This window comes from Sanguibacteroides sp. AM78-02pH3A (assembly GCF_027666085.1).
GTDB classification, from domain to species: Bacteria; Bacteroidota; Bacteroidia; order Bacteroidales; family Marinifilaceae; genus Gabonibacter; species Gabonibacter massiliensis.
Window position 1 is genome coordinate 460,097 of record NZ_JAQEHX010000003.1, and the last position, 19,451, is coordinate 479,547.

The 19,451-nt window shown below is 42.6% G+C and carries 13 protein-coding genes, 2 tRNA genes and 2 pseudogenes; 5 read left to right on the top strand and 12 right to left on the bottom strand.

From position 1 onward, the window contains the following. Positions 1–121: 121 nt before the first annotated feature. On the bottom strand, positions 122–1,765 hold the full coding sequence (gene hcp, locus PGR74_RS06925) for a hydroxylamine reductase (RefSeq protein ID WP_041504478.1): 1,644 nt from the start codon (positions 1,763–1,765) through the stop codon (positions 122–124). 129 nt (positions 1,766–1,894) lie between these two features. On the opposite strand from hcp, the gene PGR74_RS06930 reads away from it, so the two are divergent. Beyond that, a complete protein-coding gene (locus PGR74_RS06930) occupies positions 1,895–2,380 on the top strand; it encodes a pyridoxamine 5'-phosphate oxidase family protein (protein WP_041504386.1) in 486 nt (161 codons plus the stop codon). 6 nt (positions 2,381–2,386) lie between these two features. Here PGR74_RS06930 and PGR74_RS06935 read toward each other — a convergent pair whose 3' ends face one another. From PGR74_RS06935 to PGR74_RS06965, 7 genes and pseudogenes are all read right to left on the bottom strand, one after another. Next, the gene (locus tag PGR74_RS06935; protein WP_041504387.1) at positions 2,387–3,853 is read right to left on the bottom strand and encodes a tetratricopeptide repeat protein; all 1,467 of its coding nucleotides are present in this window, start codon (positions 3,851–3,853) and stop codon (positions 2,387–2,389) included. Positions 3,854–3,995: 142 nt separating this feature from the next. Next, positions 3,996–4,773 (bottom strand): annotated as a pseudogene (tatC, locus tag PGR74_RS06940) (twin-arginine translocase subunit TatC). 40 nt (positions 4,774–4,813) lie between these two features. After that, positions 4,814–4,996: a hypothetical protein gene (locus PGR74_RS06945; protein ID WP_041504388.1), complete on the bottom strand. Its 183-nt coding sequence runs from the start codon at positions 4,994–4,996 to the stop codon at positions 4,814–4,816. An 11-nt stretch (positions 4,997–5,007) separates the two neighbouring features. Then, on the bottom strand, positions 5,008–6,897 hold the full coding sequence (locus PGR74_RS06950; RefSeq protein ID WP_041504389.1) for a TonB-dependent receptor plug domain-containing protein: 1,890 nt from the start codon (positions 6,895–6,897) through the stop codon (positions 5,008–5,010). Between the two features lie 60 nt (positions 6,898–6,957). Then, positions 6,958–7,299: a DUF1893 domain-containing protein gene (locus tag PGR74_RS06955; protein WP_394341866.1), complete on the bottom strand. Its 342-nt coding sequence runs from the start codon at positions 7,297–7,299 to the stop codon at positions 6,958–6,960. A gap of 51 nt (positions 7,300–7,350) precedes the next feature. After that, positions 7,351–8,170 (bottom strand): annotated as a pseudogene (locus PGR74_RS06960) (4Fe-4S binding protein). Positions 8,171–8,520: 350 nt separating this feature from the next. After that, positions 8,521–9,048 (bottom strand): flavodoxin, encoded by a 528-nt coding sequence (locus PGR74_RS06965; RefSeq protein WP_236684977.1) that lies wholly within the window; start codon positions 9,046–9,048, stop codon positions 8,521–8,523. 444 nt (positions 9,049–9,492) lie between these two features. Between PGR74_RS06965 and PGR74_RS06970 the strand changes: the two genes are divergently transcribed. Further along, positions 9,493–9,732, top strand: a complete 240-nt coding sequence (locus tag PGR74_RS06970; protein ID WP_146216453.1) for a hypothetical protein — start codon at positions 9,493–9,495, stop codon at positions 9,730–9,732. Between the two features lie 28 nt (positions 9,733–9,760). After that, positions 9,761–10,765, top strand: a complete 1,005-nt coding sequence (locus tag PGR74_RS06975; RefSeq protein ID WP_082027519.1) for a DUF362 domain-containing protein — start codon at positions 9,761–9,763, stop codon at positions 10,763–10,765. Positions 10,766–10,856: 91 nt separating this feature from the next. On the opposite strand, the gene PGR74_RS06980 is transcribed toward PGR74_RS06975, so the two are convergent. The 4 genes from PGR74_RS06980 to tsaD form a co-directional block, all read right to left on the bottom strand. Further along, positions 10,857–10,929, bottom strand: a tRNA-Gly gene (locus PGR74_RS06980). 196 nt (positions 10,930–11,125) lie between these two features. Beyond that, a tRNA-Tyr gene (locus PGR74_RS06985) sits at positions 11,126–11,207 on the bottom strand. Positions 11,208–11,415: 208 nt separating this feature from the next. After that, positions 11,416–12,345: an NAD(P)-dependent oxidoreductase gene (locus PGR74_RS06990; protein WP_041504393.1), complete on the bottom strand. Its 930-nt coding sequence runs from the start codon at positions 12,343–12,345 to the stop codon at positions 11,416–11,418. A gap of 37 nt (positions 12,346–12,382) precedes the next feature. Next, positions 12,383–13,408 carry a tRNA (adenosine(37)-N6)-threonylcarbamoyltransferase complex transferase subunit TsaD gene (tsaD, locus tag PGR74_RS06995; protein ID WP_041505141.1) on the bottom strand — a complete coding sequence of 342 codons (1,026 nt, stop codon included), beginning with the start codon at positions 13,406–13,408 and terminating at the stop codon, positions 12,383–12,385. A gap of 282 nt (positions 13,409–13,690) precedes the next feature. Here tsaD and PGR74_RS07000 point away from each other — a divergent pair, with 282 nt between their 5' ends. Together PGR74_RS07000 and rocD are read left to right on the top strand one after the other, a co-directional pair. After that, a complete protein-coding gene (locus PGR74_RS07000; protein ID WP_270516877.1) occupies positions 13,691–18,088 on the top strand; it encodes a translocation/assembly module TamB domain-containing protein in 4,398 nt (1,465 codons plus the stop codon). A gap of 111 nt (positions 18,089–18,199) precedes the next feature. Further along, positions 18,200–19,411 (top strand): ornithine--oxo-acid transaminase, encoded by a 1,212-nt coding sequence (gene rocD / locus PGR74_RS07005; protein WP_041504396.1) that lies wholly within the window; start codon positions 18,200–18,202, stop codon positions 19,409–19,411. Positions 19,412–19,451 lie beyond the last annotated feature (40 nt).

Below are 19,451 nucleotides of genomic sequence, written 5' to 3' on the forward strand. Positions count from 1 at the left end.
CCCTGAATAATTTTTCCCCGTGATATGAAAAATAGGCATCTATTATGGTCAGGCGAGTCTGAATCCGGAATGAATGGACCCAGATCCCACCTTGACCACGAGATGATCTTTTATTTTGATTTTAACGGTTGATAAGTTGTTTTAAATCATCGTCTACGTTCGATATGGTCGACAGTCCGAATTTTTCTACCAGCACTTTTAAAACATTGGGACTGAAGAATGCCGGTAAGCTTGGCCCTGCATGTATGTTTTTAATTCCAAGATAGAGTAATGCCAACAACACGATGACGGCTTTTTGTTCGTACCAAGCGATGTTGAAAACGATGGGCAAGTCATTGATGCTTTTTGCGCCGAATATTTCTTTTAATTTACTGGCCACTTTTATCCATGAATAACTATCGTTGCATTGTCCGGCATCTAAAACCCGGGGAATGCCATCGATCTCTCCTAAAGGAAGTTTGTTGTAACGGTATTTAGCGCATCCGGAAGTAAGTATGACGGTGTCTTGCGGTAACCTTTGGGCGAATTCCGTATAATACTCCCTGCTTTTCATACGACCGTCGCATCCGGACATTACAACAAATTTACGGATCTTACCGCTTTTTACCGCCTCTACGATCTTGTCCGCTAAAGCGATAACCTGATGATGGGCAAATCCGCCGGTGATGGAACCCGTTTCGATCGCTTCCGGCGGTAAACATTTTTTTGCATGAGCAATTATGTCACTGAAATCTTTGGGTCGATTCCCGTTCCGGGGAATGTATTTGAAGCCGGGGAATCCCACGGAACCAGTGGTATACACTCGATCTGCATAGCGAGCATCGGGATGCGGCGGAACCAGGCAGTTCGTGGTAAACAGGATGGGACCGTTAAAGTGTTGGAATTCGTATACTTGTCGCCACCAGGCATTCCCGTAATTACCTGCAAAGTGTTTGTATTTTTTGAATGCCGGATAGTAGTGTGCTGGGAGCATTTCACTATGGGTATAGATATCGACGCCCGAACCTTCCGTTTGTTTTAGCAACTCTTCCAAATCTCGAAGGTCATGGCCGCTAATCAATATTCCGGGGTTATTTCTTACTCCGATATCGACTTTTGTAATCTCCGGGTTTCCATAGGCGGTTGTGTTTGCTTGGTCCAACAAGGCCATCGCATCTACTCCGTTTTTACCGCATTCGAGCACCATTTGAATAAGTTGTTCCGTGGATAGATTCAAAGTGGTGGCCACCAATCCCCGGTCTATGAATTCGTATATATTCTGATTTTCTTGTCCGAGGTTGTAAGCATGCTCCGTGTAAGCGGCGATTCCTTTTATTCCGTAAATAAGAAGTTCCCGTAGAGCACGTACATCTTCGTTTAAGGTGGATAGGACTCCGATGGTTGTTGCTTTTTGTTCCATTTCTTCTGTGGAATCACACTGCCAGTAAGCCCCTTCGAATGTGATGTTTCGGATATCCCCTTTTTTGTCCAAAAAGGTTTGTTTTAATCGTTCCCGCAAAAGAAGTGCCCGTTTTATTTTATCTATAAACCGGTCCCTGTCGAAATTGGCGTTGGTGATAGTCATAAAAAGTCCGTCGAGGATAAATTGGTCGGCGGAATGGTCTACGGCTTTCAGCGCTCGTAGCTGTACCCTGTAATGGGCGATTCCTTTTAACAAAAAAAGTAAGAGGTCCTGGAGATTGGCGACATCAGGCGTTTTTCCGCATACGCCGCGGACGGTACAACCACTTCCTTTGGCTGTTTCCTGGCATTGAAAACAAAACATTTTTTCCATTGCAGATTTATTATAGTTTAAATTAAAGGTTTCGTTTATTTCGGTAACATTTATACGGTAAATCACATATAAAAGATTGTAAAATATTAGATTTGTTAATCTGTTTAAAACGGAAGGATCATGGAAGAAAAATTCGATACAATCCGAAGAAAAGACCGGGTATTGGACCGGGAGACTGCGATCCGGCTTTTGGAGAAGGGAGAATACGGCATTTTGTCTATGGTCGGAGAGAACGGTTACGGATACGGACTTCCTTTAAGTTATGTACTGGAGGATGAACATATCTATTTCCATTGTGCTCCGGAAGGAATGAAGTTAAACAATTTGAAGAAGGACAATCGGGTAAGTTTTTGTGTGGTAGGAAAGACACGCGTTATTCCGGAAAAGTTTACCACGGAATACGAAAGTACCTTAGTGTTCGGGATGATCTCGGAAGGGCTTCCGGAATGTGAACGTTTGCATGCGTTGCGTTTGATCGTAAAGAAGTATTCTCCGGATTATGTGGAAATGGCCGAGAAATACATTACTGCTTCTTTCCATCGTACCAATGTGTTACGTTTGGATATAGAGACGATTTCCGGTAAGCAGAAAAAAGCGGGTATTTGAAATAGATTACATGGCTTTTGGTGTTAACGGTACCGGCGGTGTCGAGGGGGCCGGAGATTCGGGAGGATTGGCAAGACGATGAAGTTCACGGTAAGAATAGGTGTATTTTTTACCTTCTGGATCTCTTGCCGTGAGTTTTTTTGTGTTTTTCAGAAAGGCTTCTCTCAAGGCATGATTTAAAACTTCTCTGCAGTACTCCTGCATGATTTCCGTGTACCGACTTTTGACATTGTAATTTTTCAGGAACAGAATACAGGTGAACAACATTTTTTCTCTGGGTATACCTTGTGACATAAGTATACTTTCGTCGGAATCTTTCGGTTGACAAAGATAGGTCAGATTGGCGATGGCCTGTTTGTTTGCAGGGTATAGTTTATAAGCCTGCCAATAGGCGAGTACGGCTTTTTTATTCTCTTTGGAGGTGCTGTAAGCATTACCGTTCATTACTGAAATTCGGGAAAGTAACGTGTTGTCCGGTTGTAGTTGTGTTTCCACCTCCCGAAAAATCTGGAGCGCTTTATAAGGATTCCCCGTTTGAATTAATGCTTCTCCGTATCTCAGGGCAACGTCGAGATCCGTGTGATTGCCCTCTTCATCCAGAAATAACGAATCTGCTTGGGCAAGCCATTTTTCTGCCTGGGAAAAGCGTTTTAATTGGAATAGAGTTAAGCCGTAATATTTGAGAGTTACGCGTGAAACTCTTTCTCCTTCGGTTAATTTGGTAAATATCGTGTCACACTCTTTGTAACGTTTATCGAAGTATTTTAATATTCCCCTACTTTGTGCCAGGAGCGGGTAATTCGGATTATACCGGATTGCCGTGTCTGCTAAAGCGATGATTGTATCCATCCATTCGGGCCAAACTTTTTTGTCTTTGCGTATCGCATTGATCGCTTTCAAAGCGATTTTCCCGTTTCTTTTATCCTGTTCGAAAGCGCGGATATAAAAAGATAGAGCATCTGCAGTAAGGTTCAGTCCGTTCGTACAATCTCCCAGGCTGGAAAGTAATGAAGTGTTGGTAGAATCTACGGTTAATAATCTCGTATAAACCTGTATGGCTTTAGGATAATCCGGAATCTGCTGATAGAGGCGTCCTAAAGAAAAATTGATGAGAAAATGTACCGGATCTTCTCGTGATAATTGTTCATAATATTTCAATGCGATCGTTTGGTGTCCGGCCAGATTGGCAGATCGAGCCATGGCCAGTTTGGCGTCTTGATTGGCGGTGTCACGGGAATACCATTTTTTGTAATATCGATAAGCTTTATTATAACGCATTAGTTCTTCGTTGGTCTTACCCGCGTAAAAAAGGAGGGAGGAAGATTCTGTTCCCGTTTCGAATAACGAATCAATATAAATGGCTGCCTCTGCGTATTTACCGGTTATGATCAGATTTTTAATCCAGTTGTCCGAATGTTGGGCTGTAAGCGTAAGAGCACAAATAACTCCTATTGAAGTGAGTAATATTTTCATAGCAGAGGTCTTAGCAGGTTCTATTTTTTATTAGTACTTTGAGCAAATATATGAAAAAAAAACCGAATCAACTAATTTTTTAGTTATTAGATGCCGTTTTTATTGATTAACTGCGACGAATACATGGAGAGAAGTAGGTCGTTCAATTGTTATTGTTTGTTCTAATTTTCTTTGAAACAGTACGTTTAACAAGCAGAATGCTTAATTCATAGAGTAAAAACATGGGCATGGCAACCAAGGAGAGGGTGAATACATCCGATGTCGGAGTGATGATAGCGGCAATGATGAGAATGGTTATGATCGCATGCCGGCGGTAATGTCGCATAAACGGAGCGGAGATAAATCCGGACAGGGCGAGCAGCCAGCATAAAATGGGAATTTCAAAAACAATTCCCATCATCAGGTTCATCATTAATAGAGGTATCCATGTACGATTGTAACGAAATCATATTTTTGACCTCGGTGCTCACTTGATGGGTGCCGAGGAAACGGAAGGTCAGCGGAAAAATTATCAAGTAGTTTAGTGCCGCACCTGTTATGAACATAGCGTACCCACCGCCGACCATTCGTAAAGCGTATTTTTTTTCTTTGGTGTATAAAGCGGGAGAGACGAAACGGAACAGCAAATACAGGATATAAGGAGAAGCACAGAGTAGGCCTACATATAGGGCTGTTTTTACATGAATGATAAATTGCTCTGCCAATCCCGTATTTATCAATTTGACGGAAAAGATTCCTGAATTTACCTCTGGAAGAGACAGCCGGTTCCAAATGAGATGAAAGATCCTGTAGGTGATGAAATCGTCTTGTTTGGGTGCCAGAATGACGGTGAACAGTTCCTCTTTAAACAGGAAGGCTATGATTCCGCATCCGATGGTTACAACCGCTATCTTCAACAGGTAAACTCTTAGTTCATCCAGATGTTCCCAGAAAGTCTGTTTTTTTTGCCGTCGATTTCGTTCATGGCTTTAATGACTCTTCTTTTTCCGGTTTCGTTTTTTCATTTGTGGTATCCATACCGTTCATTCCTTCTTTGAAACTGCGTACTCCTTTACCGATCCCTTTCATGAATAAGATGGTTACCCAATAGGTTTTTGTTTCGTTGTACGGTAACGAGTAAAGTTTTACGCTTGTAGTTTTCATATTCGTTCATATTAAAAATTGATATTCACTCCCCCCATAAACGTGGCTTCGGGCATCGGATAGCCGATATTGATCTCGTAACTTTGTGCAAGCAAGTTTTCTCCACGTACGAAAAGGTCTGCAAAGCGGAAGACCCGGTAACTTCCCCGCATGTTCCACAATATGAAATCTTCTTTTATCTTGGAAGGTTTGACTTCTGTATAAAGTCCTCGGACATACATTATTCCCGTTGATATATTCCATCTTCCCCGGGTAAAGTCGGCTCCGGCATACAGTTTATGTTCGGGGGCTGCAATAACAGGATGCACCATTCGTAACCAACTGTAATTGGCTGATATATTCCAGGAACGATTCGGTCGGTAAGACATGTCAGTTTCAACTCCCCAGTTCTCAATCTTTCCGGTGTTGATATTTTTACGATGTTTATCGTCCATAACTACGGTTTGAATGGTATTGTCGCCGTTGATATGGAAAAGGTTTATTCCATACGACAAGGTATTTTTCATTAGACGTTGGGACCAGGAAAGTTCGTAACTCATGATCCGTTCTGGTTTGAGATCCGGATTTTTCGAACCGAACATGTATAGTTCTCGAAGTGTCGGGTTTCGAAATCCTTTGCTCATCAAGGCTTTCAATTCGGCGTTCGGTTGAAATTGCGTACTTATCCCGACTTGAGGAATCCATTCTGTTCCGCTTTGGGAATGGTGATCTATCCGAACTCCCGCATTGAAGGTAAAGATTCTTCCGATAGACTGCCGAAAATCCATGTATCCGGCTATTTCATTTTCCGATTTGTTGACTATATCCGTGTGATTGCCATTCAGAAATTTATTCCAAGCTTCACCTCCGATGTGTTGATAATCCGCACCGACGGTTATTCGGTTACCGGTAAATAGCGTTACACTTTGGTACCAGGTGAGGCCTAACATTTTATCGGTGGAATGAAACCGGTAATTCAGCGGTTCTTCTTCGCGGGAATAGCCATCGTTGATTTTATGGCGTCCCCAATTATAATAGAGTTTTAAGGCTCCCGATGTATGGTTGTAGTTATTTTCGAGAGAGAAAGAGGTTACGCCACGGGTAATCCGTGAATCGTTATCGAAAACGGGAGAGGTCATCGTGCCGGGATTGGACGTGTTATAATGGGTTAGGTTTATATCTGCAAATAAATTCCAAACCCGATTTAATTCATATCCCAGTTTGGCGTAACCTCCGTATTGCTCAAATTCCATATCTGAACGGTGGCCGTCGGTCCGGTTGTAAGAACCGGTCACGATGCTGTTGAAGCGTCCCTGCCGGATTTGATTGGAGAGTTCGGTTGTCAGGGTGTTGTAAGAGCCGTAACTTACTCTCGCGTGATTCTTTATACCATCATCCTGTTGTTTACGAGTGACAATGTTAATGACGCCACCCATAGCGTTTGAACCGTACAAAACGGATGCTGGACCTCGTACGACCTCCACTTTCTCCGCTAACATGGATTGATAGGCATCAGACAACGGATGCCCCATTAGTCCCATGTATTGCGGGTGACCGTCTATTAATATCAGCAAGCCGGTTGTGGGGTTGCCTCCGATGCCGCGTAAACTCATACTCCCCGCGGCTCCCGTGGATATGCCGTATCCCATAATACTCCGGCTTGTAGTGAAAAATCCCGGTATTTGTTCTGTCAGTATGGGTAACAAAGATTGTTCATACCTGTGTTCGATCTGGTTTCGTTTGATTATCGATATACTCATGGGGAGATGACGGATCTCCGTTTCATTGCGCGTCCCCGTAACGACAACTTCATCTATCGTGTAGTTTTTAGTCGAACGGGTACTGTCTTCTTGGGAGTATACATCTAATTCTAAAAATAGTAAAAAGTTGACTATTAGAATATAAGTTATTTTCTTGTTCATTTCCTATTGTTAAGTATGAAGTTTTGTATCGTGGAGAAGATATCTTGCGTCGATTTTACCTCAAAGCAGGCGGATTCCAACGGACACCATCCGGTTTTTAATAAAAGGAACAAGTTGTCCGAAGTCAATCCGGATGTTAGTGTCTTGTAATAGATCCAAGGCCGGTTGACTGACAACGTCCGCGTATATCCGTCGTGCATTTCCCAATATCATCAATGTGGCGGCCGCTTTGCCTACGATCTTGTCTGCAATGACGGCTCCCTGTAGGAAGGGAGCGTCCTGGCGAAGTAAGCCGTATAAATCGGCTATTCCGGGTTGTTTGAAAGTACGGATCGATTCGTTGTTGGCGATCACGCAGGAGTATTGGTCTGAATGCAGTAAGTGAATTAAGTTTTCGATCATCGCGTTGCTTGTATCAATCGTTAGAGAAATGAGGTTATTTTTATTAATAGGTTATACGATTCGGTGCGACTGGTGTCCTTCCACGTAAATGGCACTAAAAGGGCGGGCCGGACATAAATTTTCACAAGCTCCGCAGCCGATACAATGCTCTGTATTTACTACCGGAATCCGGGGTGAAGTCGATACGTTCGGATCGGAGGTGACCATATGTATCGCCTCTGTGGGACAATGGCGAGCGCAGTTGCCACAGCTAACTCCGTCGGTCAGAGGAATGCAATTTTCTTTTACCCATACGGCATGACCGATTTGTATCGCCGATTTATCCGCTGGGGTAATCGGATGAATGGCACCGCGTCATTGTACTTTTCATCCATGCCTCAACGGAATAAAACGTATAGCTGTTTATCCTTTCGGCTCCATAAGCCAATAGGTTATTTCCCCATTGCCGAAGGGATGCAAACAGATTCGAAACGATACGGCCGTAAGTGCTATAAGGATCGAGTAAGGCGACTAACGAGCCGATGCCCGCGAATAAAGCCATGATAAACACGGATAATATGCCGTATCGTAGCCAGGATAAAGCGGGCGAATAGTGAAAGCGATTCTTTTTTTGTTTTCCGGCCAGCCAAGAGATGGTATCTTGAAATATACCGAGGGGACAAATGACAGAACAATAGATGCGTCCGAATACCGACGTTAGTATGATAAGAAATACCACCACGCCAACATTCCATGCCAGTAAAGCGGGTAGAAGTTGTATTTTGGCCAACCATCCGAACCACGTGTGTATTGTTCCCGTGAAGTCGAGGAATAGCATGGATATGAGGGTAAAACTCACGATGGCGATTGTTCGTCTGATAGTACGTAACATGATATTTATTTTTTAAAAGTAAATATTCGTATACCGGAAAATTGATTTACCCGATTTTCCCGTAGATTATTGTTTTATGTTCTTTTTTCTCGATTCCCATGTCTCCGGGGATTGGATCGTTTTTACTGTTTTAATCATTAAGTACTTGGTCGTGTTGATGTTGATACAAAATTAAAGAGTTGAAGGGGGATGTTTTGTATACAGATTACAGAGAGTTATACCAATTTTACGGATTCGTTTTTTTGTGAAACAGATACATGGATAAGAATAGGCGGTAAGATGAATCTTGAAATTCTCTTGCCGCCTGCACGAGGTATGTACCGCCCCCCTTTGGGTTTGTCCCTTCACCTTTATTTTACAACTCCGATTTCACGCAACCATTTCTCTACCTCTTTGCGTGAGCTCTCTGCTTTCTCGCCGTTCGTTAAAAAACCTTTTTTGTGTTCCTGTTTGTCTGTATGCTTTACGAAATCTGTAAAGCAATTCTGTTCGCCTCCGCCTCCGTGAGTGCAGAAAGGGATAAGAATTTTACCGGAAAAATCGTAGCTTTCGATAAATGTCAGTATGGGCATAGGCATTGTTCCCCACCAATTCGGATAACCGATAAATATAGTGTCGTACAGTGCAATATTTTCGACTTTGGTTTTGAGGGCCGGGCGGGCATGGGCCGCTTTTTCTTTTTTAGCGACGTCCGTACATGCGCGGTATTCCGCCGGATAGGGTTTTGCCACTTGAATCTCAAACAGGTCTCCACCCGTAAACTCTTTGATATGGTTCGCTATTGCCCGGGTATTTCCGCTACGGGAGAAATAAACAACCAATACTTTTTTTTCGGTAGATGTTTTTTGCGCTTCTGAATCTGTGCTGAATATTGCCATAATCGTCATAATTAATATTAAGCTTTTTGTAATCATCTTTTCTTGTTTTTAGGTTTATATTCTTCGGTGAAAAAGGGTTTATTTGATCTATTTTATATGACAAAATTATGTCGGATGAGTTAAAATGTTCATATACGGATTACGGATTGTCATACCAATATTACCGATCGCATAAATTGTTAGGGAATAATGTATTAAGAAGAGACTGATAGGTAAACGGAAGCAGAAATCGAAAGAAAATAATGGATTTGAATTTCCTGTTTATCGAAGCTTGGAAATTCTATTTTTAAGCCTTGATTTCAACTTCCTTTTCTTATTATTTGGATTTTTTATTTTTGATCTGTAATAATGGTAAGGATATCTGTAATCGGTATACCAATTGTTTTTTTTCTGCACTTATATTTGTATCGGATAAAAAGAGAATTACGAATGAAAATAGTACGTATGACATTGATAATTATTGTGGCGATTGTTGTGGTTCTTGGTATTGTTACGGTGATAATAATTGATCATCCCAGTTTCGGTAAAGCTTCGCATGGTGAACGTTTGGAACGTCTGAAGCTCTCGCCTGATTATCGTGACGGACAATTCCGAAATCTTATTCTTACCCAACGGTTGACCTCGGACAAAGGAAAATTTGCCGCGACACAGGTATTTACCGAATGGTGGAAAGAGGGAGAATAATATCTTAAACATAATAAAAAAGATCGGTATGAAAAAAAGTGTATTTACATTAATGGTTGCGGTTATACTGCCTTTTTCCGTTTTTAGTTCTTCCCGGGAAAAGGGAGACAGGCAGACGTTGCGGGAAGAAAATTCTGACGGACGGGGGGCTGTAACGAAAAAGACGGCGAAAGTATATATGACGAAAGAGATTACCCCGCGGAGTCTTAAACGTATTTACGAAGCGTTGAATCGTCCCGCGACCGGAAAAGTGGCCGTTAAATTGAGTACGGGAGAACCGGGCGGCAATAATTATCTGAAACCAGCATTGGTCGGTGATTTGATAAAAGCCGTGAACGGTACGATTGTCGAGTGTAATACGGCCTACGGGGGAGGACGGGCAACGACGGAAGCTCATTTGAAGGCAGCGGAGGATCACGGTTTTACGGCGATCGCACCGGTTGATATTATGGATGCCGAAGGTGAAATTCGTCTGCCGGTCAAAGGAGGTAAGCACATTACCGAGGACATTGTCGGTTCGCATTTTAAGAATTACGATTTCACTTTGGTACTTTCACATTTCAAAGGTCATGCCATGGCCGGTTTTGGCGGAGCCGTTAAAAATATATCTATCGGTATTGCTTCTTCTGCTGGTAAACTTCTTATTCATTCGGCAGGAAAGAGCACTACTAATTGGGAACATCCGCTTCAGGATGATTTTTTAGAGACGATGGCTGAGGCGGCCAAAGCTGTTGCCGATCATTGCGGGGACAAAATTATTTATATCAACGTGATGAATAATCTTTCGGTGGATTGTGATTGCGATTCCAGTCCTGCCGATCCTCAAATGGGCGATATCGGTATTTTGGCTTCACTCGATCCGGTGGCACTGGATAAGGCCTGCATCGACCTTATTTATGCCTCTTCTGATCACGGACGCGTTCATCTGATAGAACGTATGGAATCGCGACATGGAATACATACCTTGGAGTACGCGGAGAAAATAGGACTCGGTAGTCAAGGGTACGAATTGATTCTTTTGAACGGGAAATAATAATTCAGGTAGGTGTTGATGATGATCGTGTTTCAAAACGTGCCAACGTTATGTAAAAAAAGCACTTACTTTTGTAAGTGCTTTTTCGTAGAGCGGAAAACGGGACTCAAACCCGCGACCCCCAGCTTGGAAGGCTAGTGCTCTATCGACTGAGCTATTTCCGCAGATATAAGTTCCTCTCCCGTATGGATGGCCTCACTTTGCTCGGCGGTCCTGAAGGGGGAGACCTTACTAATTTTTACTAACGAAAGACGAAGTCTTTCTTGTTGATTGAAAAATATTTAACCTTCCAAAAACGGACTTTTGACGGTAAACTTTTTTCAATCACGGATGCTTTCAGCATCCGCTATTAAAAATTCGTGGGCAGTGATGGATTCGAACCACCGAAGGCTAAGCCAGCTGAGTTACAGTCAGCCCCATTTGGCCACTCTGGTAACTGCCCTTGTTCAAAGAACGTTTGCTTGTCGTTAGCGGGTGCAAATATAGGGCTTTTTGTATATATTGCAATAGTTGTGATCGATTTTTTGAGTGAAAATCGAGAGGTATTTAAACAAATGAAGCTATTTATTTCTTTATTTGAAAATTACGATTCCGTGTCCCGGGAAATAAAATGAAAGAGGAACAATCCGGATTGTTCCTCTTTCATGTATTTAGTTGACCACATTGGTCGGGGTTCCCTTGAAAAAGTTCAATATGTTGTCGACCGCTTCCCGTCCGGTAGCGATGCGGGTATCGATGGTTCCGGTACCGTTGTGCGGAGCCAGTATCACGTTATCCAGGCTATAAAGGATTTCGTTGATATGCGGTTCGTTTTCGAAAACATCCAAGGCTGCTCCGGCAATTTTTTTGTTCAGGAGGCATTCTGCCAAAGCTTGTTCGTCAATTACAGCTCCTCGGGCCGTGTTAATCAGAAAAGCACTCGGTTTCATTAAACTTAATTCCCGTTTCCCGATCATGTGCCGGGTGTCATCGGTAAGAGGCGTATGGATGGAAATGAAGTCGGATCTTTGTAAAAGCGTGTCCAGATCCACTTTTTCATACCCTTCGACGGTAGTACGACGATTGTGATAGATCACTTTCATCCGAAAAACGGACGCCATCTGGGCTACTGTTTTCCCGATGTTACCCATGCCGATGATACCGAGTGTCCTTCCTTCGAGTGTGTAGCCCAAATTCTTCATGGTTCCCCACATGCTCTCTTTTTCTACTCTTAAACGACGGTCGCATTCTGCAATTCTGCGGGCCACGCTTAACATAAGTCCCATGGCCATTTCTGCAGTCGGGAAACAGACGGCTTTGGGCGTATTACAGACGGCAATACCTTTCGAGCGGGCGAATTTGATATCGATGTTATTGAATCCGACGCCGAAATTGCTGATTAATTTCAGGTTCTTGCCGGCTTCAATGACCTCATTATCGATCGGACGAGTGAATATGCCTAATAAAGCATCGTATTCAGAAACCATTTTTATTAACTCTTCTTTAGAGAAGAATTCTCCCTCCGGCAAAGTTACCGTGTGTTCTTTACCCAAGGCTGTAAAAGATTCATGAGGGATATTATACGTAACTAATATTTTCATGTGATTGTAATTTAATAAATGAATTTTTATATTGTTGTCAAATTTTTAAACTCATTCTGGCATCGGCAGGAGCTTCTAAACCGATGAACTGGGATTTTAGGTACTTGTAATATCCCGTGACCGCTACCATTCCTGCATTGTCGAGCGAGAAACCGAGGCGGGGGATATATACCTCCCATCCGAGTCTGTCCGCTTCTGCGTGTACGGCTTTTTGTAATCCAGTGTTTGCAGAAACACCGCCTCCTATGGCAATTTGCTTGATCCCGGTCTGTTTGGCTGCTTTTTTTAGTTTAGCCATAAGTATATCGATGATTGCTTTTTGCAATGAAGCGCAAAGGTCGTTCAAATTGTGCTGTATAAAATCAGGATCATTTTTTATTTCATCCCGGATGGAATACAAGAAGGATGTTTTTAATCCGCTGAAGCTGTAATCCAAACCCGGTATTTGTGGTTTGTTGAAAGAGAAGCGTTCCGGATTCCCTTCTTTGGCTAAGCGATCGATGATCGGTCCGCCGGGGTAGCCGAGTCCCATGACCTTGGCACACTTGTCGTAGGCTTCCCCGGCCGCATCGTCGATGGTTTGTCCGATTACTTCCATATCGAGGTAATCCCGAACGACAATGAGTTGGGAGTTGCCTCCGGATACTAATAACGTGAGAAAAGGAAACTGAGGATGATGGGCTTCAATACCCGGTTCTTTGATGAAATTAGCCAAGATATGTGCCTGTAAATGATTAACCTCGATCATAGGTATTTGTTTGGCGATGGCAAAGCCTTTGGCAAAAGAGGTCCCCACGAGCAGTGAACCCAGTAATCCCGGACCCCGGGTGAAAGCTATGGCGGTAACCTCGTCGGCACAGGTTCCGGCAAGTTTTAAGGCTTGAGCAACCACGGGTATGATATTTTGTTGATGGGCTCGGGATGCTAATTCCGGAACTACCCCGCCATAAGCCTCGTGTACTTTCTGACTGGCAATGACGTTGGATAATACCACACCGTCTTTCAGTATTGCGGCAGAGGTGTCGTCGCAGGAAGATTCGATCCCTAATATAATAATACTCATTGTTTTTTAATTTAGAATTAACATGACCGGAGCAGGCAAATGCGATAAAATTGTTTTGCGTTTGTAATGAACAGTAGAACATGAATTTATAATTGCATTACCGCTAAATCTATTCATTTTCAATTTTTCAAATTATTTTCCTTTTCTGGTCATAAAATGTTCTGCAATATTAATAAATTTGCGTTCAACTAAAACGGCTGTGTTATAAAAAAAATAATAAGTATACTATCTACGTGCTTGGTGGGGTTGGGACTACTGGTCGCAATCCTTTATTTGGCATTTATGACTCCTTGGGTACAGACGAGGGTTGTGGAGTTTTTTACCCGTCAGATCGAGAGGCAAACGGGGACGGAAATTTCCATAGGGAGGGTAAACTTCCGCCCGATCGAATCGTTGGTACTCGAGGATGTGTTGATAAAAGATGCCCGGAAAGATACGCTTTTGTTTTGTAAACGTTTGGTAACGAAGGTGGATTCCGTTAGTTTCGTGAAACGGCGTTTTACTGTGACGGAAATGGGATTTGAGAAAGCCCTTTTTAATCTGTGGGTCACGCGAGGTAAAGAGGGAGGTGTCACGAATATAGAGTTGTGGTTGGATGTTCTTTCCAATGCAAGGGATACCTTGTCCTCTTCCGTTACTTCGGCATCTCCGTTGGAATGGAATGTAAATTTGTCCAAGGTATATTTGAAGGATTGTCGTTTCAAATACGCGGAGGATGAATATGAGCCTGAGGAGTATGGGATCAATTGGACAGACGTGGACTGTCGGAAGTTGGATGTAGTGATTTCCGATATCGATTTTTCAGAAGGTAGGTACGGGGCATATGTTTCGGGATTGACATTGGAAGAAAAATCCGGGTTTCGTTTATTGAATTTATCCGCAAGAATCCTGGCAGAAAACGATCAATTGTTGATTACCAAAGGCTTGATACAGACAGAAAGAAGCGAACTTTACCTGGATACGTTGCAATACAATTGGGTCCCGAACGAAAGGTATTGGCATTTTTTCACCCAAAAGATGAAACAGCGGTATGTTTTTTCTCCTTCCACTTTACACTTTGACGATTTGGCTTATTTTAACGGGGAGTTGTTGGGTATGAATAATATCATTGTCGCGAGTGGGGAGGTTTCGAGTACGGTAAATCGATTGGAGGGGCGTCGGTTGGAAATTTACCTTGGGGAGAAAAGTGTTATTAAAGGGGAATTTAAATCCATAGGATTACCCCGTTTTTGGGAGACGGATTTTGATATCACGTTCCGGGATAGTAGAATTGCTTCTGAGGAATTGGAAGGTATTTACATGCCTTGGTTGGAAAGTCATTATGTAAAATTGCCGGACTTGTTGCATAAATACAGGACTTTTGATTTGGAAGGGAATTTTAAGGGTAGAATAGAAGATTTCATATTAACGGCAAAAAGTGAGACTCCCGGGCTTTTGGGGAGTATAGGATTAACCTATAAACCGGATACGATAGCCGGGCATCGGTACCATGGAAGCTTCCGTTTTTATCATGTGGATTATGGGTTTCTTACCGGACAATCTTATTTGGGGAATGGTTCTTATTTCGGGAAATACACGGGGTACTTGAGAGATTCATCGTCTGCTTTTACCTTGAATAGCCGAATTGGCCATGTAAACCTGTTTCACGGTTCGGTGCGAAATATCGCTTTGGATGTTCATAGCGATAACGACTACATGCAACTTTCTTCATTCGTGGAAAATGACAGTATACAGGCCAGAGTCGCGTTAGACTATACGTACGGGGGGGATGCGATTCGACTGGCGGATGTGTCGGGAGAGTTGCATGTCCGGCATTGGGACTCGTGGAATACGCCTGTTTTTGGAGAACGAGAATCCTTCGGTTTCCGTTTTTTCGGTAATTACGAACAAAGAAACGAAGATGCGGAAGTGAAATTATCCGTTTCAGATCTCTCGTATGAAAATATCCGGGGAAAGTTTACCGTCGATTCGATACGTTTGGATCATAAAAAGATAGAGGACTATGGATTGACAGATTTACGCTCTTCCATGGCGGATGTACGCGTGGAAGGTTTTTACGCGGGGCTTACTTTCGAAGATTTTGTGGATAATCTGATCTGTCGTTATATCCCGGCTTATCGCTATGCTGTAGATAAAGCATTGAGACCGGGGACGAATTTTATTTGTGAAGCGGCACTCAAAGAAATAAGTCCCGTGTTGAAAGTTATCTATCCCGAGTTAACGGTTTCAGACGGGACGAGCTTTTCCTGTGATTTCAATGATTATCAAGGGAGTTTGCGAGTGAGAGTGGAAGCGGACACGTTGCGTTGGGGAGATATGCATTTGTATCATTCGAAAATCCGGGCGATCGGCGATTCTTCGACTTTACAATGTATATATACCGCGGATGAATTGAAATACAAACGTATAGGACGATTGTATAATGTTCGCAACGTGACGAATATAAAGACCAATGACGTGGACAATGCCCTTTCATGGGGAAATTGGGAAAAGGAAACATATTCCGGTTCCTTGTCGGCTAACTTACGATTGATGAAGTATCACGACCGGTATATTACACAAGTTTTTGTAAATCCCGGTACGATCGTTATGGCGGATAGCGTGTGGCAGGTCGAGAGGGCTCTTCTGTTAAAAGAGGATAAAAATATCTTCGTGAATAATTTTGTTATCTATCGTGGCGATCAACGTTTTAGCTTGCAGGGAAAAATCGGTAGCAGTCCGAGGGATACGCTTACTGTTTCTTTTGATAATTTTGATCTGGCGGAGTTTAATAGGATTATTTTCGATAATAAGGTGAAACTTTTTGGAAAAGTAGTCGGGCGGGTGAACGTGTCCGATTTTTATAAAGATCGTTTGGTTTATGCTAACGTAGACGTAAATCGGTGGGGTATAAATCAGGATACGTTGGGAACAATGAAGATCCGTTCTTTTTGGGATGCTCCGGGGAGTGCATTACAAATGCAGGTCTCGGACCAGATCGGTGATCAGGTGCCGTTGTTTATATCGGGATATTATAAACCCTCTTCGGACAGTATAAACATAAATATGTCCCTCTCCGGTATTGATATGAAATATGTATCTGATTACTTTCCGGATCTTATCAAAAAGGGTTCGGGTTCGGTTTTCGGTGATTTATCTTTGGCCGGAACGATGGAGGACGCTAAGGTCAACGGATTTTTAGGCATGGATACTGTTTCCTTCGCTTTGACCGGGTTGAATACGGATTTTTCTATTGACGACCGGATACAGATAAGAGACAACAGAATTTTACTGGATCGTTTTGCTATTCGGGATGCCGCTTCCAACGAGGCGACTTGTTCCGGATATTACGATATAGGAAGCAGTTTGTATGATGTGAATGTACAATTAAAGAATTTCATGGTGTTGAATACGCGTATGGAACAAGGCGAATCTTTCTATGGTCAATTGTATATTAGCGGGCTGACTCGTATGCACAATTTGAACGGGCCGACTAATTTTGCTGTTAATATAAAGACGGAACCTCATTCTAAAATATACGTTCCCCTGACATCGGCCACTTCGGAAAATAGCGGACAATTTTTGCATTTCATGGGTAACGAGCGGTCGGATACCCTGAGGCGTCCTTTGGAGTTTCAGCATTCCTTGGCAGATTGGGTCGATCTGAATGCTAACCTGGAGATTAATAATAATCTGGAGGTACAGATTATATTTGATCCTACGATCGGGGATATATTGAAGACGGTGGGAAGTGGGGATATCAGAGTTTCTTTGGATAAAGACCGTCAATTAAATGTTTTTGGTGAATATAAAATCGAAAAAGGGGATTATCTTTTCACGTTGAGTAATTTGGTCAACAAAAAATTTATTTTGACTCCCGGGGGAAGTATAAAATGGAATGGCTCTTTGGATGACGCTATCATTGATATGAGTGCTGTTTATCATTTAAAAACGTCGTTGAATGATTTATTGTCCGGCATGGAGAAGGGGACAACCAAGGTACCCGTGGAGTGCGTGTTGAACTTGAAAGAAAATTTGATGAATCCTTCCGTGAACTTCAGTATTAATTTCCCTTCTTTGGATGCCCAGATGAAAAGTTTGATACAAAGTCTTTTCGCCAGTCAGGATGATATCAATAAGCAGATGTTTTCTCTTTTGATATTGAATAAATTTTACACTCCGGATTACGTAGATAAATTGGAGGGTAAGGAGGAGAGAAGTGCCGGCTATCAGGTGGGAGTGACTACCGCGAGTGAGTTGCTTTCTAACCAGTTGTCTCGTTGGTTCTCGCAAATCAGCAATAATTTCGATATAGGGTTCTCTTACCGTCCCGGGGATGAGGTGACTACCAATGAATTCGAACTGGCTCTTTCCACTCAAATTTGGAACAACCGGGTGACTATTTCTGCTAACGGTAATGTGGTCGAAAAGGCTAAAACGACTTCTAATAGTCCGATTACGGGAGATTTTGACGTGGATGTAAAAATCAATAAGCAAGGTACTTTAAAATTGAAGGCTTATTCTCATACGGATGAGAAGATCACGTACAATGCCACGGAGACGGTTCAAGGGGTCGGTATCTCTTATCAAGAGACTTTCGATACATTCAAAGAGTTGTTACGAAAATATTTTGGTTTTTTCAAACGGAAAAAACCTTTACCGGAAGATATGCAAACGGTTGATAATAAAGTACAAGATTAATATTCTGTATGCTCTTTTTTATTTTCGATTCATATGTCATTGTTTTTTTCCTTTTTTTTAATGAAATTGGGAACGTTACATGAATACGTATAACCAACTAATATTAAAAAAATGACAGAAAAAGATTACATGGATCGTGAGGCCAAATATGGTGCTCATAATTATCATCCGCTACCCGTGGTGTTAGAGAGAGGAAAAGGAATTTTTGTATGGGATGTGAACGGGAAACGTTATTTTGATTTTCTTTCCGCCTATTCTGCCGTGAATCAGGGGCATTGTCATCCGAAGATCGTGAAAGCTATGACCGATCAGGCCAAAACGCTGATGTTGACTTCCAGGGCATTTTATAATAATGTTTTAGGCGAGTGGGAAGAATACATCACCGAGTATTTTGGGTATGATAAGGTGTTGCCGATGAATAGCGGGGCAGAAGCGGATGAAACGGCTTTAAAGCTTTGTCGTCGTTGGGGATACGACGTGAAGGGTATTCCTGCCGATCAGGCAAAAATCATTGTCTGCGATAATAATTTCCACGGTCGTACGATTACGATTGTAACCCTTTCTAACGATCCTTCTTCTTACGCGGGTTTCGGACCTTTTACTCCTGGGTTCGTACGTATACCTTATAATGATATTCCGGCCTTGGAAAAAGAGTTGAAAGATCCTAACGTGGCGGGATTTTTGTTGGAACCGATACAGGGAGAGGCCGGCGTGTTCGTGCCTGAGGATGGCTACCTGAAAAAGGCTTATGATTTGTGTAAGGCCCATAATGTGTTATTTATGGCTGATGAGGTACAAACCGGAGTGGCTCGTACGGGGCGGATGTTGGCATGTGATCATGAAGGAGTCCGACCGGATGTTTTGATTTTAGGAAAAGCCATATCCGGGGGCGCAATGCCTGTTTCCTGCGTGTTGGCCGATGATGAGATTATGTTGACCATTAAGCCGGGAGAGCATGGTTCTACCTATGGTGGTAATCCGATTGCGGCAAAAGTGTCTATGGCGGCTTTACAGGTCGTGAAAGATGAGAAATTAGTAGAAAATGCCGAAAAATTAGGTAAAATTTTCCGGAAGAAGGTAGGAGAGATAAAATCCGATATGATCGAGTCGGTTCGCGGTAAGGGTTTATTGAATGCCGTGGTAATTAAGCCGAAGAATGGAAAGACGGCTTGGGATGTATGTTTGAAATTGCGGGATAACGGTTTGTTGGCTAAGCCTACCCACGAACATATAATTCGTTTTGCGCCGCCTTTGGTAATTAAGAAGAAACAATTACTCGAAGCGATCGACATCATTAAAAAGACCCTGGAAGAATTCAAGTAGACAAGGTATAATCTCAAAGAGGTATACAAAATAAAGTTTA

Excerpts from the sequence above, each read along its gene's own strand:
- PGR74_RS06990 (WP_041504393.1), bottom strand. The coding sequence starts at position 12,345 with ATGAAAATATTAGTTACGTATAATATCCCTCATGAATCTTTTACAGCC.
- PGR74_RS06955 (WP_394341866.1), bottom strand. The coding sequence starts at position 7,299 with ATGATCGAAAACTTAATTCACTTACTGCATTCAGACCAATACTCCTGC.
- hcp (WP_041504478.1), bottom strand. The coding sequence starts at position 1,765 with ATGTTTTGTTTTCAATGCCAGGAAACAGCCAAAGGAAGTGGTTGTACC.
- PGR74_RS06975 (WP_082027519.1), top strand. The coding sequence starts at position 9,761 with ATGAAAAAAAGTGTATTTACATTAATGGTTGCGGTTATACTGCCTTTT.
- rocD (WP_041504396.1), top strand. The coding sequence starts at position 18,200 with ATGACAGAAAAAGATTACATGGATCGTGAGGCCAAATATGGTGCTCAT.
- PGR74_RS06935 (WP_041504387.1), bottom strand. The coding sequence starts at position 3,853 with ATGAAAATATTACTCACTTCAATAGGAGTTATTTGTGCTCTTACGCTT.
- PGR74_RS07000 (WP_270516877.1), top strand. The coding sequence starts at position 13,691 with ATGACTCCTTGGGTACAGACGAGGGTTGTGGAGTTTTTTACCCGTCAG.
- PGR74_RS06945 (WP_041504388.1), bottom strand. The coding sequence starts at position 4,996 with ATGAAAACTACAAGCGTAAAACTTTACTCGTTACCGTACAACGAAACA.
- PGR74_RS06970 (WP_146216453.1), top strand. The coding sequence starts at position 9,493 with ATGACATTGATAATTATTGTGGCGATTGTTGTGGTTCTTGGTATTGTT.
- tsaD (WP_041505141.1), bottom strand. The coding sequence starts at position 13,408 with ATGAGTATTATTATATTAGGGATCGAATCTTCCTGCGACGACACCTCT.
- PGR74_RS06965 (WP_236684977.1), bottom strand. The coding sequence starts at position 9,048 with ATGGCAATATTCAGCACAGATTCAGAAGCGCAAAAAACATCTACCGAA.
- PGR74_RS06930 (WP_041504386.1), top strand. The coding sequence starts at position 1,895 with ATGGAAGAAAAATTCGATACAATCCGAAGAAAAGACCGGGTATTGGAC.
- PGR74_RS06950 (WP_041504389.1), bottom strand. The coding sequence starts at position 6,897 with ATGAACAAGAAAATAACTTATATTCTAATAGTCAACTTTTTACTATTT.